Annotated in this window: 20 protein-coding genes; 12 read left to right on the top strand and 8 right to left on the bottom strand. The window is 48.9% G+C overall.

Annotated features, from left to right (window positions below):
* Window positions 1–67: 67 nt before the first annotated feature.
* Window positions 68–1,213 (bottom strand): DUF11 domain-containing protein, encoded by a 1,146-nt coding sequence (locus C5S61_RS15965; protein WP_110516360.1) that lies wholly within the window; start codon window positions 1,211–1,213, stop codon window positions 68–70.
* Window positions 1,214–1,511: 298 nt separating this feature from the next.
* Here C5S61_RS15965 and C5S61_RS15960 point away from each other — a divergent pair, with 298 nt between their 5' ends.
* The 4 genes from C5S61_RS15960 (at window position 1,512) to C5S61_RS26625 (ending at window position 4,764) form a co-directional block, all read left to right on the top strand.
* Window positions 1,512–2,336 (top strand): MerR family transcriptional regulator, encoded by an 825-nt coding sequence (locus C5S61_RS15960; RefSeq protein WP_110516357.1) that lies wholly within the window; start codon window positions 1,512–1,514, stop codon window positions 2,334–2,336.
* Window positions 2,337–2,431: 95 nt separating this feature from the next.
* On the top strand, window positions 2,432–3,277 hold the full coding sequence (locus tag C5S61_RS15955) for an NmrA family NAD(P)-binding protein (protein ID WP_110516355.1): 846 nt from the start codon (window positions 2,432–2,434) through the stop codon (window positions 3,275–3,277).
* Between the two features lie 180 nt (window positions 3,278–3,457).
* A complete protein-coding gene (locus tag C5S61_RS15950; RefSeq protein WP_110516349.1) occupies window positions 3,458–3,982 on the top strand; it encodes a flavodoxin domain-containing protein in 525 nt (174 codons plus the stop codon).
* A gap of 467 nt (window positions 3,983–4,449) precedes the next feature.
* The gene (locus C5S61_RS26625; protein ID WP_124033446.1) at window positions 4,450–4,764 is read left to right on the top strand and encodes a hypothetical protein; all 315 of its coding nucleotides are present in this window, start codon (window positions 4,450–4,452) and stop codon (window positions 4,762–4,764) included.
* A gap of 397 nt (window positions 4,765–5,161) precedes the next feature.
* On the opposite strand, the gene C5S61_RS15935 is transcribed toward C5S61_RS26625, so the two are convergent.
* Complete coding sequence (locus tag C5S61_RS15935) at window positions 5,162–5,971, bottom strand: alpha/beta fold hydrolase (RefSeq protein WP_110516343.1); 810 nt, start codon at window positions 5,969–5,971, stop codon at window positions 5,162–5,164.
* A 205-nt stretch (window positions 5,972–6,176) separates the two neighbouring features.
* On the opposite strand from C5S61_RS15935, the gene C5S61_RS15930 reads away from it, so the two are divergent.
* From C5S61_RS15930 to C5S61_RS15905, 6 genes are all read left to right on the top strand, one after another.
* Window positions 6,177–6,980, top strand: coding sequence for a TlyA family RNA methyltransferase (locus C5S61_RS15930; RefSeq protein WP_110516341.1), 804 nt, complete (start codon window positions 6,177–6,179; stop codon window positions 6,978–6,980).
* A complete protein-coding gene (locus C5S61_RS15925) occupies window positions 6,977–7,651 on the top strand; it encodes a protein-L-isoaspartate(D-aspartate) O-methyltransferase (protein ID WP_110516339.1) in 675 nt (224 codons plus the stop codon). The genes C5S61_RS15930 and C5S61_RS15925 overlap by 4 nt, the downstream gene beginning before the upstream one ends.
* Window positions 7,652–7,656: 5 nt before the next feature.
* A complete protein-coding gene (locus tag C5S61_RS15920) occupies window positions 7,657–8,298 on the top strand; it encodes a zinc metalloprotease (protein ID WP_110516337.1) in 642 nt (213 codons plus the stop codon).
* A gap of 18 nt (window positions 8,299–8,316) precedes the next feature.
* On the top strand, window positions 8,317–9,069 hold the full coding sequence (gene tpiA / locus C5S61_RS15915) for a triose-phosphate isomerase (RefSeq protein WP_110516334.1): 753 nt from the start codon (window positions 8,317–8,319) through the stop codon (window positions 9,067–9,069).
* Between the two features lie 345 nt (window positions 9,070–9,414).
* Window positions 9,415–11,253, top strand: coding sequence for a PPC domain-containing protein (locus tag C5S61_RS15910; protein ID WP_110516332.1), 1,839 nt, complete (start codon window positions 9,415–9,417; stop codon window positions 11,251–11,253).
* Window positions 11,254–11,394: 141 nt separating this feature from the next.
* Complete coding sequence (locus tag C5S61_RS15905; protein ID WP_124033445.1) at window positions 11,395–12,075, top strand: DUF7919 family protein; 681 nt, start codon at window positions 11,395–11,397, stop codon at window positions 12,073–12,075.
* Window positions 12,076–12,123: 48 nt separating this feature from the next.
* On the opposite strand, the gene C5S61_RS15900 is transcribed toward C5S61_RS15905, so the two are convergent.
* Genes C5S61_RS15900 through C5S61_RS15890 form a run of 3 tightly spaced genes read right to left on the bottom strand, consistent with a single transcriptional unit; the run spans window position 12,124 to window position 14,170 of the window.
* A complete protein-coding gene (locus C5S61_RS15900) occupies window positions 12,124–12,534 on the bottom strand; it encodes a hypothetical protein (RefSeq protein WP_110516328.1) in 411 nt (136 codons plus the stop codon).
* Between the two features lie 26 nt (window positions 12,535–12,560).
* Window positions 12,561–13,172, bottom strand: a complete 612-nt coding sequence (locus C5S61_RS15895; protein WP_110516326.1) for a hypothetical protein — start codon at window positions 13,170–13,172, stop codon at window positions 12,561–12,563.
* A gap of 14 nt (window positions 13,173–13,186) precedes the next feature.
* Entirely contained in the window at window positions 13,187–14,170 is a 984-nt protein-coding gene (locus C5S61_RS15890; protein WP_110516324.1) for an SMI1/KNR4 family protein, read from the bottom strand.
* Window positions 14,171–14,307: 137 nt separating this feature from the next.
* Here C5S61_RS15890 and C5S61_RS15885 point away from each other — a divergent pair, with 137 nt between their 5' ends.
* Window positions 14,308–14,778, top strand: a complete 471-nt coding sequence (locus tag C5S61_RS15885) for a hypothetical protein (protein WP_124033444.1) — start codon at window positions 14,308–14,310, stop codon at window positions 14,776–14,778.
* Window positions 14,779–15,065: 287 nt separating this feature from the next.
* Here C5S61_RS15885 and C5S61_RS15880 read toward each other — a convergent pair whose 3' ends face one another.
* Window positions 15,066–16,169: a glycoside hydrolase family 19 protein gene (locus C5S61_RS15880; protein WP_110516321.1), complete on the bottom strand. Its 1,104-nt coding sequence runs from the start codon at window positions 16,167–16,169 to the stop codon at window positions 15,066–15,068.
* On the opposite strand from C5S61_RS15880, the gene C5S61_RS27445 reads away from it, so the two are divergent.
* Window positions 16,162–16,293, top strand: coding sequence for a hypothetical protein (locus tag C5S61_RS27445; RefSeq protein WP_276309111.1), 132 nt, complete (start codon window positions 16,162–16,164; stop codon window positions 16,291–16,293). The two genes, C5S61_RS15880 and C5S61_RS27445, sit on opposite strands and share 8 nt — an antisense overlap.
* Before the next feature lie 199 nt (window positions 16,294–16,492).
* Here C5S61_RS27445 and C5S61_RS15875 read toward each other — a convergent pair whose 3' ends face one another.
* The gene (locus C5S61_RS15875; protein WP_110516319.1) at window positions 16,493–17,002 is read right to left on the bottom strand and encodes a hypothetical protein; all 510 of its coding nucleotides are present in this window, start codon (window positions 17,000–17,002) and stop codon (window positions 16,493–16,495) included.
* Between the two features lie 200 nt (window positions 17,003–17,202).
* Window positions 17,203–19,224, bottom strand: a complete 2,022-nt coding sequence (locus tag C5S61_RS15870) for a cellulase family glycosylhydrolase (protein WP_110516316.1) — start codon at window positions 19,222–19,224, stop codon at window positions 17,203–17,205.
* Window positions 19,225–19,256: the final 32 nt, after the last annotated feature.

The following is a 19,256-nucleotide window of genomic DNA, read 5'->3' as shown; positions in this document are numbered from 1 at the left end:
AAGCCTCGGTCTCACCAAAAAACGTTGTAAATTCTTCAGCAGCAACGACAATCTTGCCAACCTCTTGTTAGGTTCGCTTGGTTGAAGTAACGGTGGTAGTGACTTTAATCGAGGCTGGTTTGGTATCAGGGTTAACAATTAATGAATCTTTGATCGTCAGGGTGCTAGTTAGAATGCCATTGCCCTGCATTTTCACCGGGATTTCATAGCTTTTGCTTTGATTAACATTTAAATTGCCAACCGTACAGATCACCTGATCAATATCTTTGAGCAGACAACCATTGACTGGCGCTTGAAAAATACCGTTTGCTGGCAAACGCTGGGTCATTTCAACAGCCGAGGCAGCTTGACCACCAGTATTGCTAATTGTCACCGTGTAGGTGATCAACTCATCAAAACTAGTTTCTAAAGGAGCAGTTGCGGTAATTGCCAACTTGGCGTATGGCGTTTGCACTGGATTATTGAGCGCCACTTGGGGCTGAATCTGCAACTGGCTAAAATCGGCTTCTGCCTGTTGGCTAGGCAAAGTCGCCAAAAATTGGTGGATTGCAGGGATACTTGGTGTAACCGAGCGGGCTTGTGGGCGAACCGAGCTGCTTGGCAAGGCTGGCACAAATACTGTTTCCGCTGGGTCAAGCGCTGGCTCGGCAACTTCAGGCGGTGTAGTTTCAATGCGCGGCGAGCTTGCAGCAACGACTGGTAGCTGCGCAGTAGCGAGAGCATCGAATTCTTGGGCAAATGCCTGTGGGTCAGTATCAGGGCGAGCAGTCATCTGCCAAGTTGCGCCAATCGCCGCTTGATTGTTTTCCCACAAATAGGCATCAGCTTGGAGCGCTGAACTGACTGCTGGGTCATTAACGCTTGGTTGCATTGGCAAGCCCAACGCCACCCGATTAAGATAATAGCTAATTTGCTCCTCAATCGCTTTATCGCCAGCGACTTCGGGCAACGTGCCATTAAATACATCTTGAACTGCTAATAAGGCGGCTTCTTGAAACAAATCAGGGTCGGCAGCAGCAATGCGTTGCAAATAGGGATCGAGGGCTTCAGTTTGACCACGAATCAAGCCGGTTGCTTGCGGCTGAATGGGCGAGGCAGTGGCAAGATTGGGAGCTGCAGACGATGTTTGGGGATAAACCACCAATTGAAATCCCAACAACAGGATTAAGCTCAGGCGAACGACCCTAGCAAACTGACTGGTTTCGCGAATCATAGCGGCTCCCTTATTAATACCACCAAGCCTACATGTGAACCCACACAACGCCCTGAAAAAAGGCGCACTGAAATAGCCAGCAGGCGTACGAGCTTGTGCCGAGAAAACAATTAAACGAAGCTGTTGCGATGAGATAGCGACAACAATACGCCTAATGCCAACGACTGCCTATAGGCTATTCGTCCTGTCGAAAAACTTATCCCCCATAGCACCAACAAGCACTATAATGAAGCATGGACTAATGAGGCATAGCTCGCTCCTACGATTGTTAATCTGAGCCACAAATGAGGTATTGCGCATGTTTACGGTTGGTGAATTCGCCCGCATTGCCCAAGTTTCTAAGCGTTTTTTACGCTACTACGACGAATTAGGTCTGTTTCCGCCAGCAACGATTGATCATGGCAATGGGCGGCGTTATTACAGTGCTGAACAATTACCAGCATTAAATCGTATTTTGGTGCTCAAAGATTTGGGCTTTTCGCTGGAACAGATTCGCGATTTGACCAACGATCAGATTTCTGCCGACCACATGCAAAGCCTCTTACGCCAAAAAAAAGCTGAAATCGAGGCCCATCTGCGCGAAGAAATGCAACGCATTCACCGTATAGAATCGCGCCTGAATGCCTTTAACGATTTCGATAAGCCGTTAAATGTTGTGCTCAAGCCAATGCCCAGCCAAGCGGTGCTCAGCACGCGCATCGTCGCCGAAAATTTCGAATCTGGCTTGCAGGCAATTCAACAAATTCGCCAACATTTGCCAACCAGCAAACGCTATGGCATGTGTTTTTGCATTTGCCAAACCCACAACGATTCGCTATTTGATATGGATCTCGAAATTGGCTGTTTTATTGAGCAAACGAGCCATGCTCCGGTCAAAATTTCGCAGCAGCTTCAATTAAATTTCGATCAGCACCCAGCAAGCGAACTCATGGCTGCAAGCGTGGTGCAAGGCCCGATCGAAAAAATCCTGACCAGTTACGAGCAAATTGGGCGCTGGGCCGAACTCAATGGCTATCGCCCCACCGCGCTACCGCGTGAAATTTCGCTACGTTTGCCCGAAAACCCCGATGGCAGCGATTTGCTGACCGAAGTGCAATTTCCAATTGAGCCAATTCAAAAATGAATATCTGATGAGTAGCCCAACATAGAGCTTGCAGTTAACGTTACGTGAAGATTTAGACTGCTCATGGATTTGATTTTCTCGTGAGGAAAACACCCATGACAGCAAACAAGCGTATTTTGGTAACTGGCGGCACGGGCAAAACTGGCAAGCGCATTGTTGAGCGGTTGCAAGCTCAAGGCCATACTGTGCGCGTTGGCTCACGCTCAGCCAGCCCCAGCTTCGATTGGGATGATCAGCAGACGTGGCCCGCAGCCTTGGCCGATGTCCAAAGCGTCTACATCAGCTACCAACCAGATCTAGCCGTTCCCAGCGCCATTGAGACGATTCGCGCATTCAGCCAATTGGCCGTCGCCAGCGGAGTCAAACATTTGGTGCTCTTATCTGGTCGCGGCGAAGCAGCTGCCCAAGCCTGCGAACAAGTCATTCAAACGGCAGGGGTTGCTTGGACAATTGTACGGGCTGGCTGGTTTATGCAAAATTTCAGCGAATCGTTTTTTCACGAACCCTTGCTCAATGGCCAAATCTTCCTGCCAGCCAGCGAGGTCAAAGAGCCGTTTATCGATGCAGATGATATTGCCGATGTTGCAGTTGCAGCCTTGACCAATGTTCAAGCCCATAATGGCCAGCTCTATGAAGTCACTGGGCCGCGCTTAATGACCTTTGGCGAAGCAATCAGCGAAATCGCCCAAGCCAATGGTAGCCCAATCGATTATCAGCCAATTCCAATCGAAGCCTATATTGGCGCGCTCCACGAGCAACAATGGCCTGCCGACATGATTTGGTTAGTCGAATTTTTGTTTCGCGACGTGCTCGATGGTCGCAATGCCTACCTCAGCGATGGAGTTGAACGCGCTTTGGGTCGTCAGCCCAACGATTTCAGCAACTTCGCCAGTGAAGCAGCAGCCCGTGCCGTTTGGCAACGTTCTAGCGTAAGTCGCTAGGTGTAATGGATCAGGTTAACTACGGCATGATCCCCTCACCCCCTCGCCCCCTCTCCCACTCAACGCGGGCGAGGGGGAACACTCGTACATTCCTTTAAAACCACAGCGCGAAGTCACACTCCTACTCAAGGCGGGCGTGGGATTGGGGTGAGGGGATCGTAATTTTGGAAGGAGTTTGCTATGACAAACCCAACAATCCTCGTAACCTATGCGAGTCGCGGCGGCTCAACAATTGGCGTAGCAGAAACGATTGCCAAGGTGCTAACAACCCAAGGCTTGCAAGTTGAGCTTGTGCCAATGCACCAAGTGCGCAATCTGAGTGGCTATCAAGCGGTTGTGGCTGGCAGCGCAATTCATAAAAATCGTTGGCTGCCAGAGGCCTTGGCCTTCGTCAAGCAGCATCAAACTGCATTGCAAACCAAGCCCTTTGCTGCATTTTTGACTTGTTTGGCCTTGGCTATGACCAAGCAACCAGCCAAAACCAGCGCCGAAGTCGCCGAATGGCTGCAACCAGTACGCAATTTGGTGCAGCCACAGAGCGAAGGGCTATTTGCTGGCGTGCTCGATCTCAGCAAAATTAGCCTGGGCTATCGAATATTGTTTCGTGGGGCAATGCTCGTGCGGCGCTGGCGCGAAGGCGATTATCGCAATTGGCCAGCAATTGAGGCTTGGGCCGCTGGGTTGCCAAAACAACTTGCGATCTAAAAGGGGAAGAGAATTTATTTTTAACCATGAAGAGCACGAAGGAACAAGAAGGGGCCGAAATCACGAAGAGCACGAAGGACACGAAGGCTAGGTTTTTGCCACGAAGTGCATCAATGATGTTCCGATAGCCCATAGCCTGACCCCTGGCCCCTTCATCCCTCATCCTTTCTCTGACCCCTAAACCCTGACCTTACAAGGGTAGGTAGTGAACCGATGCGCTGCACAAACGGCATCCAATCCGCGGATACTGAACGTGTCAGCACCCAGCTATCTGCGGAATTCTCTGCCGTTCTATCCAAGTTTAACCGCCTGGGAAAGCCCTTTTCTAGACGCACTTGCCGCAGATCCCCCGCTGCTATGGGCGCATCATTGCCTGGGCCAGTTTTGCCATGGTCATGACCCACTCGTGTGGTCGCACCAGCCTGAGTGTCTTCCTCGCCACCCTTGGGGATTCCTCCGCCAATACCATGCGCCAACGCCGACGCGAATTCCCCCGTGCCGTTGCTGCCAAACGGGCGACGCATCGCACGACCCTTGATGTCGTCACCGTGTTGACCATCAGTATCGTCTATCGCAGTTGCGCGATTCCCGTTGCTTGGCACGGCGTTGGCGCAACCACCCCGGGTGCGTGGCGACCGCATTGGGAACCGTTGATCACCATCCTTCAGCAGGCAATCCCGCCCGCATGGACGGCCATCGTCGCGGCGGATCGCGGCTTCTATGGCCACTGGCTCTTTCAATGGATGACCTCCGCAAGCCAAAAAAGGGGACGGTCGTTATGATAGCGGATCGGTCGCCGATGATGAGAGTGATCCGGGTGATGATGTATCTGATCAGTACAGATCTCGAAGGTTGCAATGGTGGTCGGTGGCGTGCTAGGATAGGTCATGTGATCCTCCCCAAGGGTCATGGACAAATCACTGCGACAATGGGGGTGAACAAATCCATTGTCGCATGCATGATTGCATGATTTGTTTATACCAGGGGATTAAAAATTTCTCTGCGTTGCATGGCTGATCTGCCTGTGACGGTGCATTCGAATAACTTAAATCCTCACATGAGGATGATTATGACAAGTACTAATAGCTATTGAAATTAAAAAATGGACGGATTTTCGAGCATTGCTTGAAGATCCGTCCATTTTGTCGTTAAGGGCTGTGGGGCAAAGCCACATTGAGGCTAGACACTGGGGGAGCCAACTGCGGCAGCAGTAGTGAGGTAGCGCCTAAACAGCGGCAACAAGTGTTTCGTGCTCACCATATGGCCTTGGCCTGCAAGTTGATCGTAGCTGGCATTGGGAATTTGGGCCGCTAAGGCTTGAGATAGGCTGCGAATCCCAGCTGGGCTTTTTGCTCCGGCCATAACATGCACAGGGATTCTGCATTGGCGGGCACGCTCAAATGGTGGTAGCTCGGCGGTTAAACTCAGATCGTAGGCTAAAGTTGGGGCCAGTGCGACCATGGTTTTCCAGCCTGGCATCAATCGCATCATCCAACCAACAATTTTGGGCATGCCGATGCCTTGTAAAAAGCTGGTGATTGCACGGGCATGCTGGCCATGAGCAAGCATGGTTTCGATCTTGGCGCGCAAACTTGCATACTCGGCTTTTTCTGCTGCATCGTGCACATAGGCTGGATCATAGAGGAAAACGTGGTTGAGCTTTTCGGGATAGTGCAATGCTGCTTCTAGCGCCAAAACTGCGCCCGAGGAATGGCCATACACATGGGCTTTGCCACCAGCAACTTCGATCAGCGCCAGCAAATCTTCAAGCTCGCGCTCGAGGCTATAGGGCAAGGTATCTGTGCTATCGCCACGCCCGCGTCGATCGTAGTTGTAGACGGTAAAGGCGTTGGCCAAGGCTTTGGCATCGCTAACAATTGGCGGAAACGAACGAAAACAGGTTGCTCCGCTTATATAAATCAGCGGCGGGCCACTCCCATACACATCATAGGCCAAACGTGTTCCATCTTGTGAGCTGATGGTCTGCATTGCTGCTCCAATCGTATCAAAGCGGTAACTTCGGCAGTATACCACAAATAAGAACATATGATCTATTTTTCAAACATATAATTGGGCAAATGGCTGTTGTTTCTGCTGGCAATCATTGCTACACTCGTGGTCAGGCGCTTGGTGGCTTTTGGTATTTAAGCGTTTCAGTTAAAATGATAGCCAGTCTACACAAAGGATTAGTCGCATGACCAAGGTTAAAAAGCAACGTTTAGATGTCTTATTAGTTGAATTACAACTCGCGCCAACTCGCGCCAAAGCCCAAGCATTAATTATGGCAGGCGATGTGATCGTCAATCAGCAAGCTGAAACCAAAGCTGGCACGCTGGTCGATCCTGCTGCGCAAATCACGCTTAAATCGAGCTTGCCCTATGTTGGGCGTGGTGGGCTAAAACTTGCCCATGCGCTCGATAGCTTTAATCTTGACCCGCAGGGCTGTATTGGCTTAGATGTAGGGGCTTGCACTGGCGGGTTTAGCGATGTGCTGTTGCAGCGCGATGCAGCCCATATCTATGCAATTGATGTTGGCTATGGCCAGCTCGATTGGAAAATTCGCCAAGATCCGCGGGTGACGGTGCTCGAACGCACCAATATTCGCTATTTGGAGCACTTGCCTGCGAGCGAAGGGCAGATAGCAGCGCTGGCAACCTGTGGTGTCGTCGATGTTTCGTTTATCTCGCTGGGCTTGGTGCTGCCTGCAATGCTGCGCTTGCTAACTGCCGATGCCTGGATTGTGTGTTTGATCAAGCCGCAATTCGAGGCAGGCCCTGAGCATGTTGGCAAAGGCGGCATCGTGCGCGATTCAGCAGTGCATCGCCAAGTGATTGAACGGGTGGTGCAGCAGGCAGCTGATTTAGGCTTAGGCTTGGCTGGATTAACCCGCTCGCCAATTACCGGAGCAGAAGGTAATGTTGAATTTTTAGGCTATTTTCAACGGGGCGCTGCTGCAACAATTGATTTGTTGCAGGCGTTAAGTGGCGTAGGTGTATGAGTGATGTTTGGCAACAACAACGACAGCGCATGGTCGACGAACAATTAATCACGCGCGGCATTCATGATCAACGGGTTTTGGCAGCGATGGCGCATGTGCCACGCCATTTGTTCGTGCCAGAAGCCGCTCAAGCCCAAGCCTATAGCGACCAAGCCTTGCCCTTGACGCTAGGCCAGACCATCTCGCAGCCCTATATTGTGGCCTTGATGGCCCAGGAATTGTTGCTGAATCCTCATGAACAGCTACTTGAAATTGGCGCTGGTTCAGGCTATGCTGCCGCAGTATTTGCCGAACTTGTGACCAAGGTTGTGACGATCGAGCGCCATCAAGCCCTCGCCAAGCAGACATATGCGCTGCTCCACGACTTAGGCTATCGCAATATCGAACTCATCTGGGGTGATGGCTCGTTGGGCTATCCGGCAGCAGCACCCTATCATGCGATTAGCATTCCGGCGGCCACGCCGCAACTTGCCCAAACCTTGCTCAGCCAGTTGCACGATGGCGGGCGCTTGGTTGCTCCCGTTGGTGAGGCTCACGATCAACGCTTAATTCGGCTGCAACGCCAAGGCCAAGATTGGCAAAAAACTAGTATTAGCAACGTTCGCTTTGTGCCGCTGATTGGCGCTGGTGGCTGGGAGCAAGCACCAGAAACCACAGCGGAAGGAGAGTAGGCTCAATGTTTAATCCACAGGCTGGCTACCCATTTCGCTCAGATAACAAACCGCGCAATGAGCTGTTTGAATTTGCCAAGGCATGGCTTGGAACGACCCTTGCCTTTGCGTTGGTTTATCGCGGTTTAGGGCTGCTGAATGCAGTGATCATTATGGGCATCGCCGCTGGCCTCGGCATTGTCATCCACGAATTAGCTCATCGGGTGGTAGCGCGGCGCTTTGGCAGCCAAGCCCATTTTTTTGCCAACGATGCTATGTTGGTGATTTCGGTGTTGCTGGCATTAACCGGCTTTATCTTTGCAGCCCCTGGGGCGGTGCATCATCGTGGCTATCTGACCAAAAAACAAGTTGGTTTGGTCGCGGCGGCTGGGCCAGCCAGCAATATGGTTCTCGCGCTGCTTTCGTTAATTATCATCCAAATTGCCAAGATCCTGAACATTGAGTTTCTGTTTGTCATTGCCTTCTATAGCTATGTGGTCAATTCGCTACTGGGGATTTTTAATATGATCCCTTATGGCCCCTTGGATGGCGCTAAAATTATGGACTGGGACATGCGGGCATTTATTGCCATGGCCTCCGTTGGTGGGCTGTTGTATGTTGTACAATACCTGCCGATCGCCAAAAACTTAATTGTCTTTGGCTTCTAAAGCTTTTTTGGAGGATATATGCGCCGACCATTGTTGGCTGGTAATTGGAAGATGCACTACGGGGTCAGTGAGGGTGTGGCCTTGGTTGAAGCACTCAGCGCTGATTTGACCGATTTGACCGACCGTGATGTGTTGGTTTGCCCACCATTCACCTTATTGGGCAGCCTAGCGCCCTTGCTCGATGGCACTGCCGTCGCTTTGGGTGCGCAAAATATGCACTACGAAACCAAAGGCGCGTTCACTGGCGAAATCGCCCCCAACATGCTCAAAGAATTGGGCTGTAGCTATGTGATTTTGGGCCATAGCGAACGGCGGCAATATTTCGGCGAAACCGATGAGTTGATTAATCGCAAAGCCCATGCCGCTTTGGCCAATGGCCTCAAGCCGATCGTTTGTGTTGGCGAAGTTAAGGCCGAACGCGATAGTGGTCAAGCAGAGAGCGTGGTTGTTGGGCAATTGCGCGGCAGTTTGGCTGGATTAAGCGCCGAGCAATTACGCAGCGTCGTGATTGCCTACGAACCAGTTTGGGCAATTGGCACTGGCGATACGGCAACTCCCGCCGATGCGCAAGCGATACACGCCCGCATTCGGGCCGAACTAGCAGCCCTGAGCGATCAAGCAACCGCTGACGCAATCATTATTCAGTACGGTGGCTCGGTCAAGCCCGATAACGTCGATGAATTGATGGCTCAGCCAGATATTGATGGCGCGTTGGTTGGCGGAGCCTCGCTCAAAGCCGCCGACTTTATTCGGATTGTACGCTTCAAGTAGGGTTCATTTCCTAGCTCCTTGCCTACGTTGAGTGGGCGAGGAGCTTTTTTGTTATGTGATTGCCTATCATTTCACATTATGCAAATAGAATGCAAACCAATTAAGCTATTCAATTGTATTGAGCCCTAAAGAAACTGCATTGGTACATTAATTTAAATTTGGTACACTCATCGAAAATATTGCTTATCAAAATATCGACAAATCCTCTTTATGGTTAGCAAATCTAGGTTTAGATTTCCTAACATGATATATCCACTAGATCACTAGAATAGCTTGTTTTGAAGTTAGGTGTGTGATATATATATAACACCGCAGCAAATATAGTTAAGCGTTAGGAGCTATTGTATGGCATATCTTCGTAGGATAGTCTTATTAAATTTCATTATTGGCAGCCTTCTTATCCCAACAAGTATTAATAGTCAAAAAAATATTAATCAATCCACCGAAGTAACATTAGGTCCTGCAACAATTGAGAACGAGGATTCACCGCAGACACCATTGGCTGAAGTAGAGCCAAATAATACCCTCGCAACTGCTAACAGCATCACGCTAGGGCACGCCGCTGGCCATGCAAATGCGACGATTGCTAATCCAAGCGATATAGATTACTTTAAATTTGTCGTTACTGCTAATCAAACGTTTGTGATCGAAACCTATAACGTTGTTGGCACAAGTAATGATGCAACTGGATTATGGCTGTACAACAGCAGTGGGACGCTCATCGCCAATGATCAAGGCGGCAATAATGGAACTGGCAATGTCAATGCACGGATTGTTTTTACCTTTGCCACCGCAGGTACTTACTTTATTAAAGTAGAATCAGATTATTTTACTGACTGGGTTGGTACCTATTCGCTGCGTGTATTGCCAAAATATGATCAAGCTGGTGCTGCATGGAATGCAACGAATGATTATGAGCCTAATGATGTTTTTGCGATTGCAAATGCAATTACTCCAGGCTATACAAATGCGGTTACCCGTCAAATTTTTGATAATAGCAATTATGTCTCAGCTGGTGGCGATCAAGATATTTATCGCTTTACGGTAGCAGCTAACCAAACATTTGTGATTGAAACCTTTGATATTACCGGCGATACCAGTGATGCAACCGGATTATGGCTGTATAACAGCAGTGGAACGCTCATCGCCAATGATCAAGGCGGCAATAATGGAACTGGCAATGTCAATGCACGAATTGTTTTTACCTTTGTAACCGCAGGTACTTACTTTATTAAAGTAGAATCAGATTATTTTACTGACTGGGTTGGTACCTATTCGCTGCGTGTATTACCAAAATATGATCAAGCTGGTGCTGCATGGAATGCAACGAATGATTATGAACCTAACGATGTTTTTGCGATTGCAAATGCAATTACTCCAGGCTATACAAATGCGGTTACTCGTCAAATTTTTGATAATAGCAATTATGTCTCAGCTGGTGGCGATCAAGATATTTATCGCTTTACGGTAGCAGCTAACCAAACATTTGTGATTGAAACCTTTGATATTACCGGCAATACCAGTGATGCAACCGGATTATGGTTGTATAACAGCAGTGGAACGCTCATCGCCAACGATCAAGGCGGCAATAATGGAACAGGCAATGTCAATGCACGAATTGTTTTTACCTTTGCCACCGCAGGCACCTATTTTATCCATGTAGAATCAGACTATTTTATCAACTGGGCTGGGACCTATTCACTACGTGTATTGCCAAAATATGATCAAACTGGCGCTGCCTGGGATGCAACGAACGATTATGAACCTAATGATGTTATACCAATAGCCAATAGTATTGATTTCGAAGCAAAGAATGCAGTTAATCGAAATCTATTTGATGTAACAAATTATGTTTCACGCTATGGAGATGAGGATTTTTATCGATTTACTGTAACAGCTAATCAAAAAGTAGTTATTGAAACCCTAAATGCCCAAAGTAGTTCTGGGCGTGCAACAGGATTATGGCTCTATAATAGCAGTGGTACATTAATTTCTAGTGACCCATATGGCACAAATTATACAGGTGGCATTGATGCACGCATTACATTTACGTTTGCAACAGCTGGTACCTATTTTGTAGCTGTCGCTAGTAATGAATCACTTTACTGGTATGGCCCATATACCTTGCGTATTTGTAAAGATAGCTGTTTTAAGCCGCTATATATGCCGTTTGTTCGGCGCTAATAGTGATCAATTATCCGTCCAAGCAAAATTTGTTGTTTGGACGGATAACTCAAGTTAGCATTGGTAATGAATCACACGCTAGGTAAGCCTAATTTTATAGGTCCTACCTCACCAACCTATTGCTAGCAGATCGAGTTGAAGATGAGCAGATATTTTCCGTGGATGCCCGATGGCTGGCCCTATGTTTCAACCATTCCCATGCTTGAACCGACGAGCCGCTGTATTGGCTGGCTCGATCCCGCTCAACCCTATGCCATGGGCCAGATTGAACCGCAGCTGCTTGCCAAGTTACCGGCTTATACGCCCTATTCAATCTATCAGTATCGCACAGTGCAGCCCAGCTATTGCCCATTATGTGGAAGCGAGCCAAAAAACCATGCAGGCCAGCCTGATCAGGCAGCAAGTGGCTTAGGCACAGCTGAATTACGAATTATCGGCGCTGATCAACACAGCTATGCAGTGCCGAATAATCTCGCGCACTTGATCCAGATTCATCACTATCAGCCGCCACAATATTTCTTAGCAGCAGTGGCGAGAGGCCTTACGCCCGATACAGTTGCCTATCAAAATCAACTGCAAGCAATTTTAGCCGAGCGTGAACGGGCAGCGCTCGAATGGTATCCGCAGGCCAAAGCATTAACCGCCGAAATTCAACATAGCATCAGCCAACTTGCCCAGGCCAAACAACCGTTTATTACAAGCTTGGCGCAGATTTCGCGCAAATATCACCGTGCTGGGGCGTTTGTTTTGGCCAATCTATTGCAACCGCCTTTGCGCCGCTGCTCATCGCCCTGTTGTATCAATGGCAAACGGACGATTTAACCGATTTGGCAGTGCTTCAATGGTTAAATCGCCGTGGTCTATTGCCGATTAATCGTCAGTTGCTGGCGAATCAGCTTTATTAATCATTTCTTCGACAATGTTGATAATTTCGCTGACTGAAATATTGAAAACTCCAGCTTTACCTTCGACAAAGGCTTCGCGCCACGAATCGTAGCCTTCCATGAAGCCCGGATTGCTGACGTTGGTATCGACCAACTCGGTCAGGCTTTGTTCAAGCGTGCTAGCAACCACCGGAAAGTGGTTCAGTTGGTTGATTGGCTCAGGCGAATGCGGATTTTTAACATCGACCCCAGCTATGCTGATGTGAAAAATTGCACCCAAGGCTGAATGATACTCAATCTTGTTGATTAACACTGCCGATTCCAGCTCGTGAGCACGGGTTTGATAGCGCCAAACTTGGCCTTCGCTGAAATAGTAGACATTTTTGGCTTCGCTCATAGCAAGTTCCTCTCATAAAATTGATTTTAGCCAATATACCAAACAATTGACTCGTTGGCAGCATAGGCTTGTTGCGCCATGAGCTGAAGACTCTCCAAACAACCAACTACTGCATTATAAACGCCTTGTTTCTCGCGCTCGGTTATATCGGTATATTCAACAAATTCGTCATCAAACCGTTGTTTAAGCTGCTCGTAAGGGAAATCTTGCAACATTGTCAATAGCGGTATAAGTTCATCATGCAGCAGAATATGAAGTCGGCTATGTCCCATCGAAAAATCGCCAATATACAATGAAAAATCTTCGGTAAGAGGCCAATACGGAATCACTTGATCGCGCACCAGTTGCTTGATTAATCGTTCTAATAACGACCAATAGCTATGCTCCACGGTAAATGAATAGCAGGCTTTTTCTGGGCTAAACTCATCCATTGGCACCATGGTATAGGTTTGCAGATGGCTACGTCGATGTGTAACTCGATAAATCGGATCAACACTGCACCAATACGCATGTTCAAGGGTTTCATCCTCTGGTATATTGTCAATCACTGCTCGGGAAATGTCGACTCTTTCTTCAATTTTTTCTAACTCAGCAAGATCTTCGGCGGTTATGCGCGTGAAATAATAAGCTATTCCCATCACAGGCTCCTCATCTATTGCGTTAATGTATAACTCACAACAAACCATTGCACGACTGAATCTTTGGTGTAATACTCAATATTAGGAATCTGCTGGTTGTAGCGAACTAGCCACAGGTGAGCATAGTTGCCACATTGAATTGTGCCAAAACCATAGGTTTGGGCAGCATATGCGCCAATTTTCTGGCGCTCACTCATGCCATCAATGTCAAAATCAAAGATCACAATATCGGAGCCATTCCCCATAATGCTGCGCATGCGCCCAGTTACCGCAATCTCTTGGTCGAAGGCTAGTGCTTGCAGTGCGGCGGGATCAATTGGGGCTGCTTGATAGGACTCAATCCGAATGTTGCGTAAATATTCGGGCATTAGCATTGGTTGCTTGTTCGCTGGCGCTTGTTCAATGTGCTCAAGCCCATATTCGCCTATTTGAATGTGGCCTTGTTCGAGGTGCGTGACGAACGTTTCGAGCCATTGCTCAAATGATGGCGCTAAAACAAGCCACGTACATCCTTCGGGATCGATCGAGATAACTTGGCCTTTAACCCCGCCAGGCGCTGGATCAAAATCTAAATAGAGATACCCACCACCATCGCTCGACATGAACGGAATGCGTAGTTCTGAATTAATGCCTAATTTGATTGGCCCTTCAATCCACACCCGTTCTTCTGCAACCAATTTATGCCACACTGGGCCATTCTCGCTCAAATCATTTTCGCGCGGGGTCGCATTGTCGCGGCTCCATTGCCACGATTCAACACACTCTGCCAACGATAACCATTGATACTCAGGATAGCAGCAGATCGGAATGCCACCGTGATGACTATTTAGCAGATAGGTTGTTGCAAACGCTGCAGGAAGCTCCAGCCCTATCATTGCTTCAGCAGCAGCAATTTGGGCCTGATCAACTGGTTCGTGGCGATATTGCAAGCATTCAGGATAGTTTAGGCTGAGCCAATCCAACATGCGGTGCCATAATTCAACAGCTCGTGCATCCATTTGCACATTAAACCTCTTTCACTATCACTCAGAAAATAGAACAAATGTTTCAATTCATATCCAGAGTATAGCATACCCTGCTCGCATTGTGAGCAGGATTTGCTATGTTAAGCAGCACTATTTCGCAGGAGCAAACGATGAAAAACTATCCATTGCCAGTTGCGCTGAACATTCCTAGCGGCTGGATTGTGCATTCGAATACGCTGTTTGAAGTTGAGCCAGTATTGCCCGATGGCTCGATCAATCGCGAGTTTAATACATCTGAGGACTTGATTTGGATTGAGCAGTTCAATTTTGGGCGCTTTATCGATTACATCACGCAGCTAGCAATCGCCAATCGCCCAGCACAAGCAGCTGCATTAACCACATTTGCCGAGGATTGGGCCAAACAACAAACAATTGCAGAAACCTTGAGCCTTGACGTTGGCTGGCATTACAATGGCGAAGGGAAAAAAGATGCCAGCAATGGCTATTATCGTTTGGTTCTATTGCGCGGCGGCTGGGAGCATGTGATCTATCGCTATGAAACTACCTCAACCAGCGCATTGATCGAAAAAATCAATCATTGCCTGAATTATCCCAATCACTACCTTAACCCTGAAGATTAACGATGGTGATCCCTAACCCCCCAACCTCCTCTCCCACTGGACGCGGGCGAGGGGGAGCCGACCGTTTTGTATCACGCATTGCGACAGAACCGCACAATTAAAGCCCCTCGCCCGCGCACGGGAGAGGGGTTGGGGTGAGGGGATCTGCCCTATGCAAAGCCAAAAAGTGCCTTTCCTGCACGCGGGCGAGCAACTGTGGTTCAATGAAAAATTGCGCATGAACCAGAGAATTAAAGCCCCTCGCCCGCGCACGGGAGAGGGGTTAGGGTGAGGGAATTAGGCAAAATCTAGCAGTACAAATTATTGCCTGGGCTTACACCAAGCCGATTCGTGATCGATTGGTATGAGCTGACCCGACTTTGAACTTGGCCGGGATTGCCACCATTGCACTCTACCGAGCCGTTGATGCTGCGAATCGTTTCGCCGAAGCCATTGCCATTGACCATCGCTTCGTGAGGAGTCATCGAGCCAGGGCCGCGTTGAGTCATCCAATACCAGAGCGCGGTTTTCCAAGCCACAGCAGAATCACGCGCTACCAAATCTGGGTCGTTGAGCAGATTCAAGCCCAATGCTTGGCCCGCCAAGCCATAATTGTAGTTCCAGCTCAGCTGAATTGGGCCACGACCAAAGTAGCGTTTGCCCGGGGCGCACGGCCATTGGGCGCTATTTTGGCAATATTCGCCTTGGGCAATTTCGGTAATATGCACAAAATTGCCAGTTTCGTGGGCAAAGTTGGCCAAAGCAGCAGCAGCTTCGCGCTTGCGAACTTCGGTCGAGCCTGTGCCAGCGAACGCTGGATAGAAGGCTGCTGCCTGAACTAAGCCCTCATAACTGTAGAAGGAATTGCGATTGGGGAACATTTGCTCGAATTGCGCCTTGCTGACGATTGAACCAAAGCCCGAGGTTGGTGGTGGATTGGTGCCGCCACAGGTGGTTGGTTCCCAGAACCAAGTGCTGATCGTTGGATCGTAGCCTGGGTTATCGTGCTCGGCCACGTAGAAACTGCCGTTGTAGCGCACGATGTTGCCTGTGTAATATTGACGGCCTGCGACCCAATCGGTGTAGCTACAGCTGCCGCCGCCACCGCCACCGCCGCCACAGCTGGTTGGCTCCCAGAACCAAGTGCTAATCGTTGGATCGTAGCCTGGGTTATCGTGCTCGGCCACGTAGAAACTGCCGTTGTAGCGCACAATATTGCCGGTGTAATATTGGCGACCTGCGACCCAATCGGTAAAATTGCAACTTTGCGCGAGGCTCGCTTCGGAAGGAGCAAATGATTCACGAGCCATCCCAGCCTGTGGATTGAGCAGACTGCCCCAAAATGCGCTGATCAAGAGTGGCGTAAGCAACAACTTGCTCAGTTTCGAGGGAGTTAGTTGAGGAATGTTCATACAACCTCCTAAATCGATGCTTCAATTGCCCATCGTCGTTGATAACGGGGCGGCTGAGCACGCTGCCAACCTTGGCAACCAGCCAAACCGCCAGCATGCACCAAAAATGAGCCATGCCAATTGAACGAATCTAGTCTTCCACCTTTATTATTCCAGTGGAATTATAAATAACTTAACATTCCAACTGCGCAATGTCAAGCCTTTTCCTTAATAAAAGGTTTAAATTAGTATAAATATGATTAAAAATAACTAGATTACAGCAGGGGATGCCATTTAACCACCAAGAACACGAAGCATCACAAAGCTGAATAGCAATTTATGCTTTACTTCGCGAGGTCAATGATTGCGGTATAGGTTTGTTGTTGGGTACAATCAGCGTCGAGGAAATAGGTTACGTCAATTTTGACCAACTGATTCGGATAGACCGTGCGATAGGCTGGCAGCATTTCGATACCACCCGTCAGATCGGACAAATGTTTGCGCTCGCCAACATACTCGTAGAGCGGTAAATTAACCGCCAATGGATGTGCGTGATCGATCTTGTCGCAACCAACTAAATCGCACATTCCTATAAAAAAATTGAATTTATCATCAAGATAATGCGGCTGCATAACAAAATCTTCAAGCGGCTGCCAACCGGTATCATTCTGAATCGACAAGATCGGATCAGTAAAGCAGGTTAATTCATAACCAGGCACAACAATCGCGATGTAATTGGAAAATACGGTTACGCTCTCACCCGATTCGGTAATTATTGGCTGCTGGCTATTTTCTGAGTTCACACTGCATCCAACCATCATCAACAATACAATCATCCAGCCAAATCGATGCATCACTTGCTCCTTGCGCTAGGGTTAGCTTTTGGTGCTAACGAATAGGCGCAGGGGTTTGTTCCAACAGGTTAAATCGGGAGTTACGCTCAATATCACACAGCGCTTGGTCGTCGTTATGGCCATCAGCGGATCACGGGGCATAGCAATGAAAAGCCCCTCTTCTGTTGCCCAGAAGAGGGGTTGGGGTAAACGAATAAGGCTTAGGGAGCAGTCGCAACGAAGGTGAAGGCTTCCCATGCGCCGCCGATTACATCACGATTGGCAATCAGCACTGGCGAGCCACTATTCAAATCCGTGGTCACATATTTGTTATTGGCCATTGCTTGTAAGCCAAACGTACCATTGCCAAGCTCAACACGGCGGAATTTCTCCCAGCCCAAAACCCCGCGTGATTGAGCAACCAGCCGCCCGCCTTGGTTCAAATCGGCAACTACATATTTGTTGTTGGCCATTGCCATGAACGAAACCGAGCCATCAGGATTGGTGATCATGCGGAATTTTTCCCAGCCTTGGATGGTGGGTCGATTGGCAACGAGTGGATTATTGCCATAATTATCGGCACTTACATAATTGCTGTTGGCACCAGCTTGCAACGCAACCCATGAACCTTCAGGCGCATAAGCTCGCACCGTATTTTGAAATTGGGTGTTTGGCTGGAAGTAATTGGTGCTGAAACGGCTCCATTTATCGGCAATTGTCGGCGCACTATCATTCAAAAGGTCGGGTATAGCTTGGGTGTTGTTTTGATAAAAGCCCCAGTTGCCAGCACCATTCACCTTGTACGTCCAGTTCGTCCATGAAACGTTCAGGGCGTTGAGGCCAGACATAAATTTTTCATACAAATCGTAGTGGGTCGAGAACCAATATTCACCAGCGAAACCGGGGACGTTCCAATCATTGATGAAGGTCGCGTATTTATCTAAGGCACTTTGGATGAAATTGTTGGTCACATTCCAATCATTGACCGTATCAAAGTTATAGTGATGCAATTGATACATCACATTTGTCCAGCCATAGGTTGCTGGCGATAACGCTTGATACCAATCGTAGAAGGCAGCCATAACAATCATATGGTCAGGGTCTTTAGCTCGTACTGCATCATATAAACGATCAAAGAAATCAAATTTTTGGCGAATTTGTTGGGCAGTTTCGGCTTCGCCATTGCTCAATAATGGCTCGTTGAGCAAGTCGTAGGCGGCTACGGTTGGGTTGCCGCGATAGCGCGTCGCCAACCGCTCCCAAATTTGCACTGTCCAATTTTGATAGGTAGCGTTTGTCCAGAGTTGATTTGTGCCGGTTTGGCCGCACGAGTGCCATGGGCAAGCAGCGCCAGGCGCGCCATGCAAATCGAGCATCACATATAAATTGCGCTTGCTGCTTTCGCTAATCAGCCAATCAAGCTTGCGAAAGGCCTCAGCATCCGATTTCATCGTGCCGTTAGGATTCATCAGCACCAGCCAGTGAATCGGCACGCGCACCATATTCAGGCCCATCGCCTTGATGGTATCGAGGTCGCTGGCTTGAATCCACGTATCTTGATAGCCTGCGATCAAACTATCGGCGGTGCTGCTACCAAAACGGCTGGTCAAGGCTTGGCGCAAATTAAATTCATCAGCAATCTGGGCATTAAATTCGTGAATTGACCACCAACTGCCGCTTGAGCCAGTTTGCAAGACCCGAATTAAACGAGTTACTTGAGTGCTATTAAATTGCACCGTCACAACTTGGCTCGTGCCACTGCCGCTACCAACGGTTAACCAAGCATTATTAACAAAGGCTTGAACCTGGTATTGGCGGGGATAATCGCCAGTAGAGGTCCCAGCGTCGATCGTGACTCGTTCAACTGCTTGATTGGCCCCAAGATCAACTTGGAACCACTGACCATTAGCTTGGGGAGCATTGCTTGTCCAGCGAGTAGCAGGATTGCCATCGATAGCGGCACTGGCTCCAGCAGCCGATCCGCTAGCAGTCCAGTTGCTACGCGGCAGGGCGGGATAGCCCAAGGGCGACATCCAGCCTTCTTGCAGCAACCAACCGCCAAGATTGGTGCCTTTGAGGGTTACGATTGCACCATTGCCGGAATTATTGCGCACAGTTGGGCCGTTGGCTTTAAGAAAATCGCCAGCGCCAAATGCAGCTTGGGCAGCAGGTGCTGCTGAGTATTGGGCAACAATTGTGCTAATAAGAGCCAGTAAAACCATCAGCCTAGGCAGCTTGTGCATCCTGTTCCTCCTTGAACGATGGACTGTCTGTC

The organism is Herpetosiphon llansteffanensis, assembly GCF_003205875.1.
Taxonomy (GTDB): Bacteria; Chloroflexota; Chloroflexia; order Chloroflexales; family Herpetosiphonaceae; genus Herpetosiphon; species Herpetosiphon llansteffanensis.
This window is presented reverse-complemented; position numbering and strand designations above follow the sequence as displayed.

What these genes read in the sequence shown, in the direction of transcription:
- C5S61_RS15965 (WP_110516360.1), bottom strand. Translation starts at nt 1,213, where the DNA reads ATGATTCGCGAAACCAGTCAGTTTGCTAGGGTCGTTCGCCTGAGCTTA.
- C5S61_RS15960 (WP_110516357.1), top strand. Translation starts at nt 1,512, where the DNA reads ATGTTTACGGTTGGTGAATTCGCCCGCATTGCCCAAGTTTCTAAGCGT.
- C5S61_RS15955 (WP_110516355.1), top strand. Translation starts at nt 2,432, where the DNA reads ATGACAGCAAACAAGCGTATTTTGGTAACTGGCGGCACGGGCAAAACT.
- C5S61_RS15950 (WP_110516349.1), top strand. Translation starts at nt 3,458, where the DNA reads ATGACAAACCCAACAATCCTCGTAACCTATGCGAGTCGCGGCGGCTCA.
- C5S61_RS26625 (WP_124033446.1), top strand. Translation starts at nt 4,450, where the DNA reads ATGCGCCAACGCCGACGCGAATTCCCCCGTGCCGTTGCTGCCAAACGG.
- C5S61_RS15935 (WP_110516343.1), bottom strand. Translation starts at nt 5,971, where the DNA reads ATGCAGACCATCAGCTCACAAGATGGAACACGTTTGGCCTATGATGTG.
- C5S61_RS15930 (WP_110516341.1), top strand. Translation starts at nt 6,177, where the DNA reads ATGACCAAGGTTAAAAAGCAACGTTTAGATGTCTTATTAGTTGAATTA.
- C5S61_RS15925 (WP_110516339.1), top strand. Translation starts at nt 6,977, where the DNA reads ATGAGTGATGTTTGGCAACAACAACGACAGCGCATGGTCGACGAACAA.
- C5S61_RS15920 (WP_110516337.1), top strand. Translation starts at nt 7,657, where the DNA reads ATGTTTAATCCACAGGCTGGCTACCCATTTCGCTCAGATAACAAACCG.
- tpiA (WP_110516334.1), top strand. Translation starts at nt 8,317, where the DNA reads ATGCGCCGACCATTGTTGGCTGGTAATTGGAAGATGCACTACGGGGTC.
- C5S61_RS15910 (WP_110516332.1), top strand. Translation starts at nt 9,415, where the DNA reads ATGGCATATCTTCGTAGGATAGTCTTATTAAATTTCATTATTGGCAGC.
- C5S61_RS15905 (WP_124033445.1), top strand. Translation starts at nt 11,395, where the DNA reads ATGAGCAGATATTTTCCGTGGATGCCCGATGGCTGGCCCTATGTTTCA.
- C5S61_RS15900 (WP_110516328.1), bottom strand. Translation starts at nt 12,534, where the DNA reads ATGAGCGAAGCCAAAAATGTCTACTATTTCAGCGAAGGCCAAGTTTGG.
- C5S61_RS15895 (WP_110516326.1), bottom strand. Translation starts at nt 13,172, where the DNA reads ATGGGAATAGCTTATTATTTCACGCGCATAACCGCCGAAGATCTTGCT.
- C5S61_RS15890 (WP_110516324.1), bottom strand. Translation starts at nt 14,170, where the DNA reads ATGGATGCACGAGCTGTTGAATTATGGCACCGCATGTTGGATTGGCTC.
- C5S61_RS15885 (WP_124033444.1), top strand. Translation starts at nt 14,308, where the DNA reads ATGAAAAACTATCCATTGCCAGTTGCGCTGAACATTCCTAGCGGCTGG.
- C5S61_RS27445 (WP_276309111.1), top strand. Translation starts at nt 16,162, where the DNA reads ATGTTCATACAACCTCCTAAATCGATGCTTCAATTGCCCATCGTCGTT.
- C5S61_RS15880 (WP_110516321.1), bottom strand. Translation starts at nt 16,169, where the DNA reads ATGAACATTCCTCAACTAACTCCCTCGAAACTGAGCAAGTTGTTGCTT.
- C5S61_RS15875 (WP_110516319.1), bottom strand. Translation starts at nt 17,002, where the DNA reads ATGCATCGATTTGGCTGGATGATTGTATTGTTGATGATGGTTGGATGC.
- C5S61_RS15870 (WP_110516316.1), bottom strand. Translation starts at nt 19,224, where the DNA reads ATGCACAAGCTGCCTAGGCTGATGGTTTTACTGGCTCTTATTAGCACA.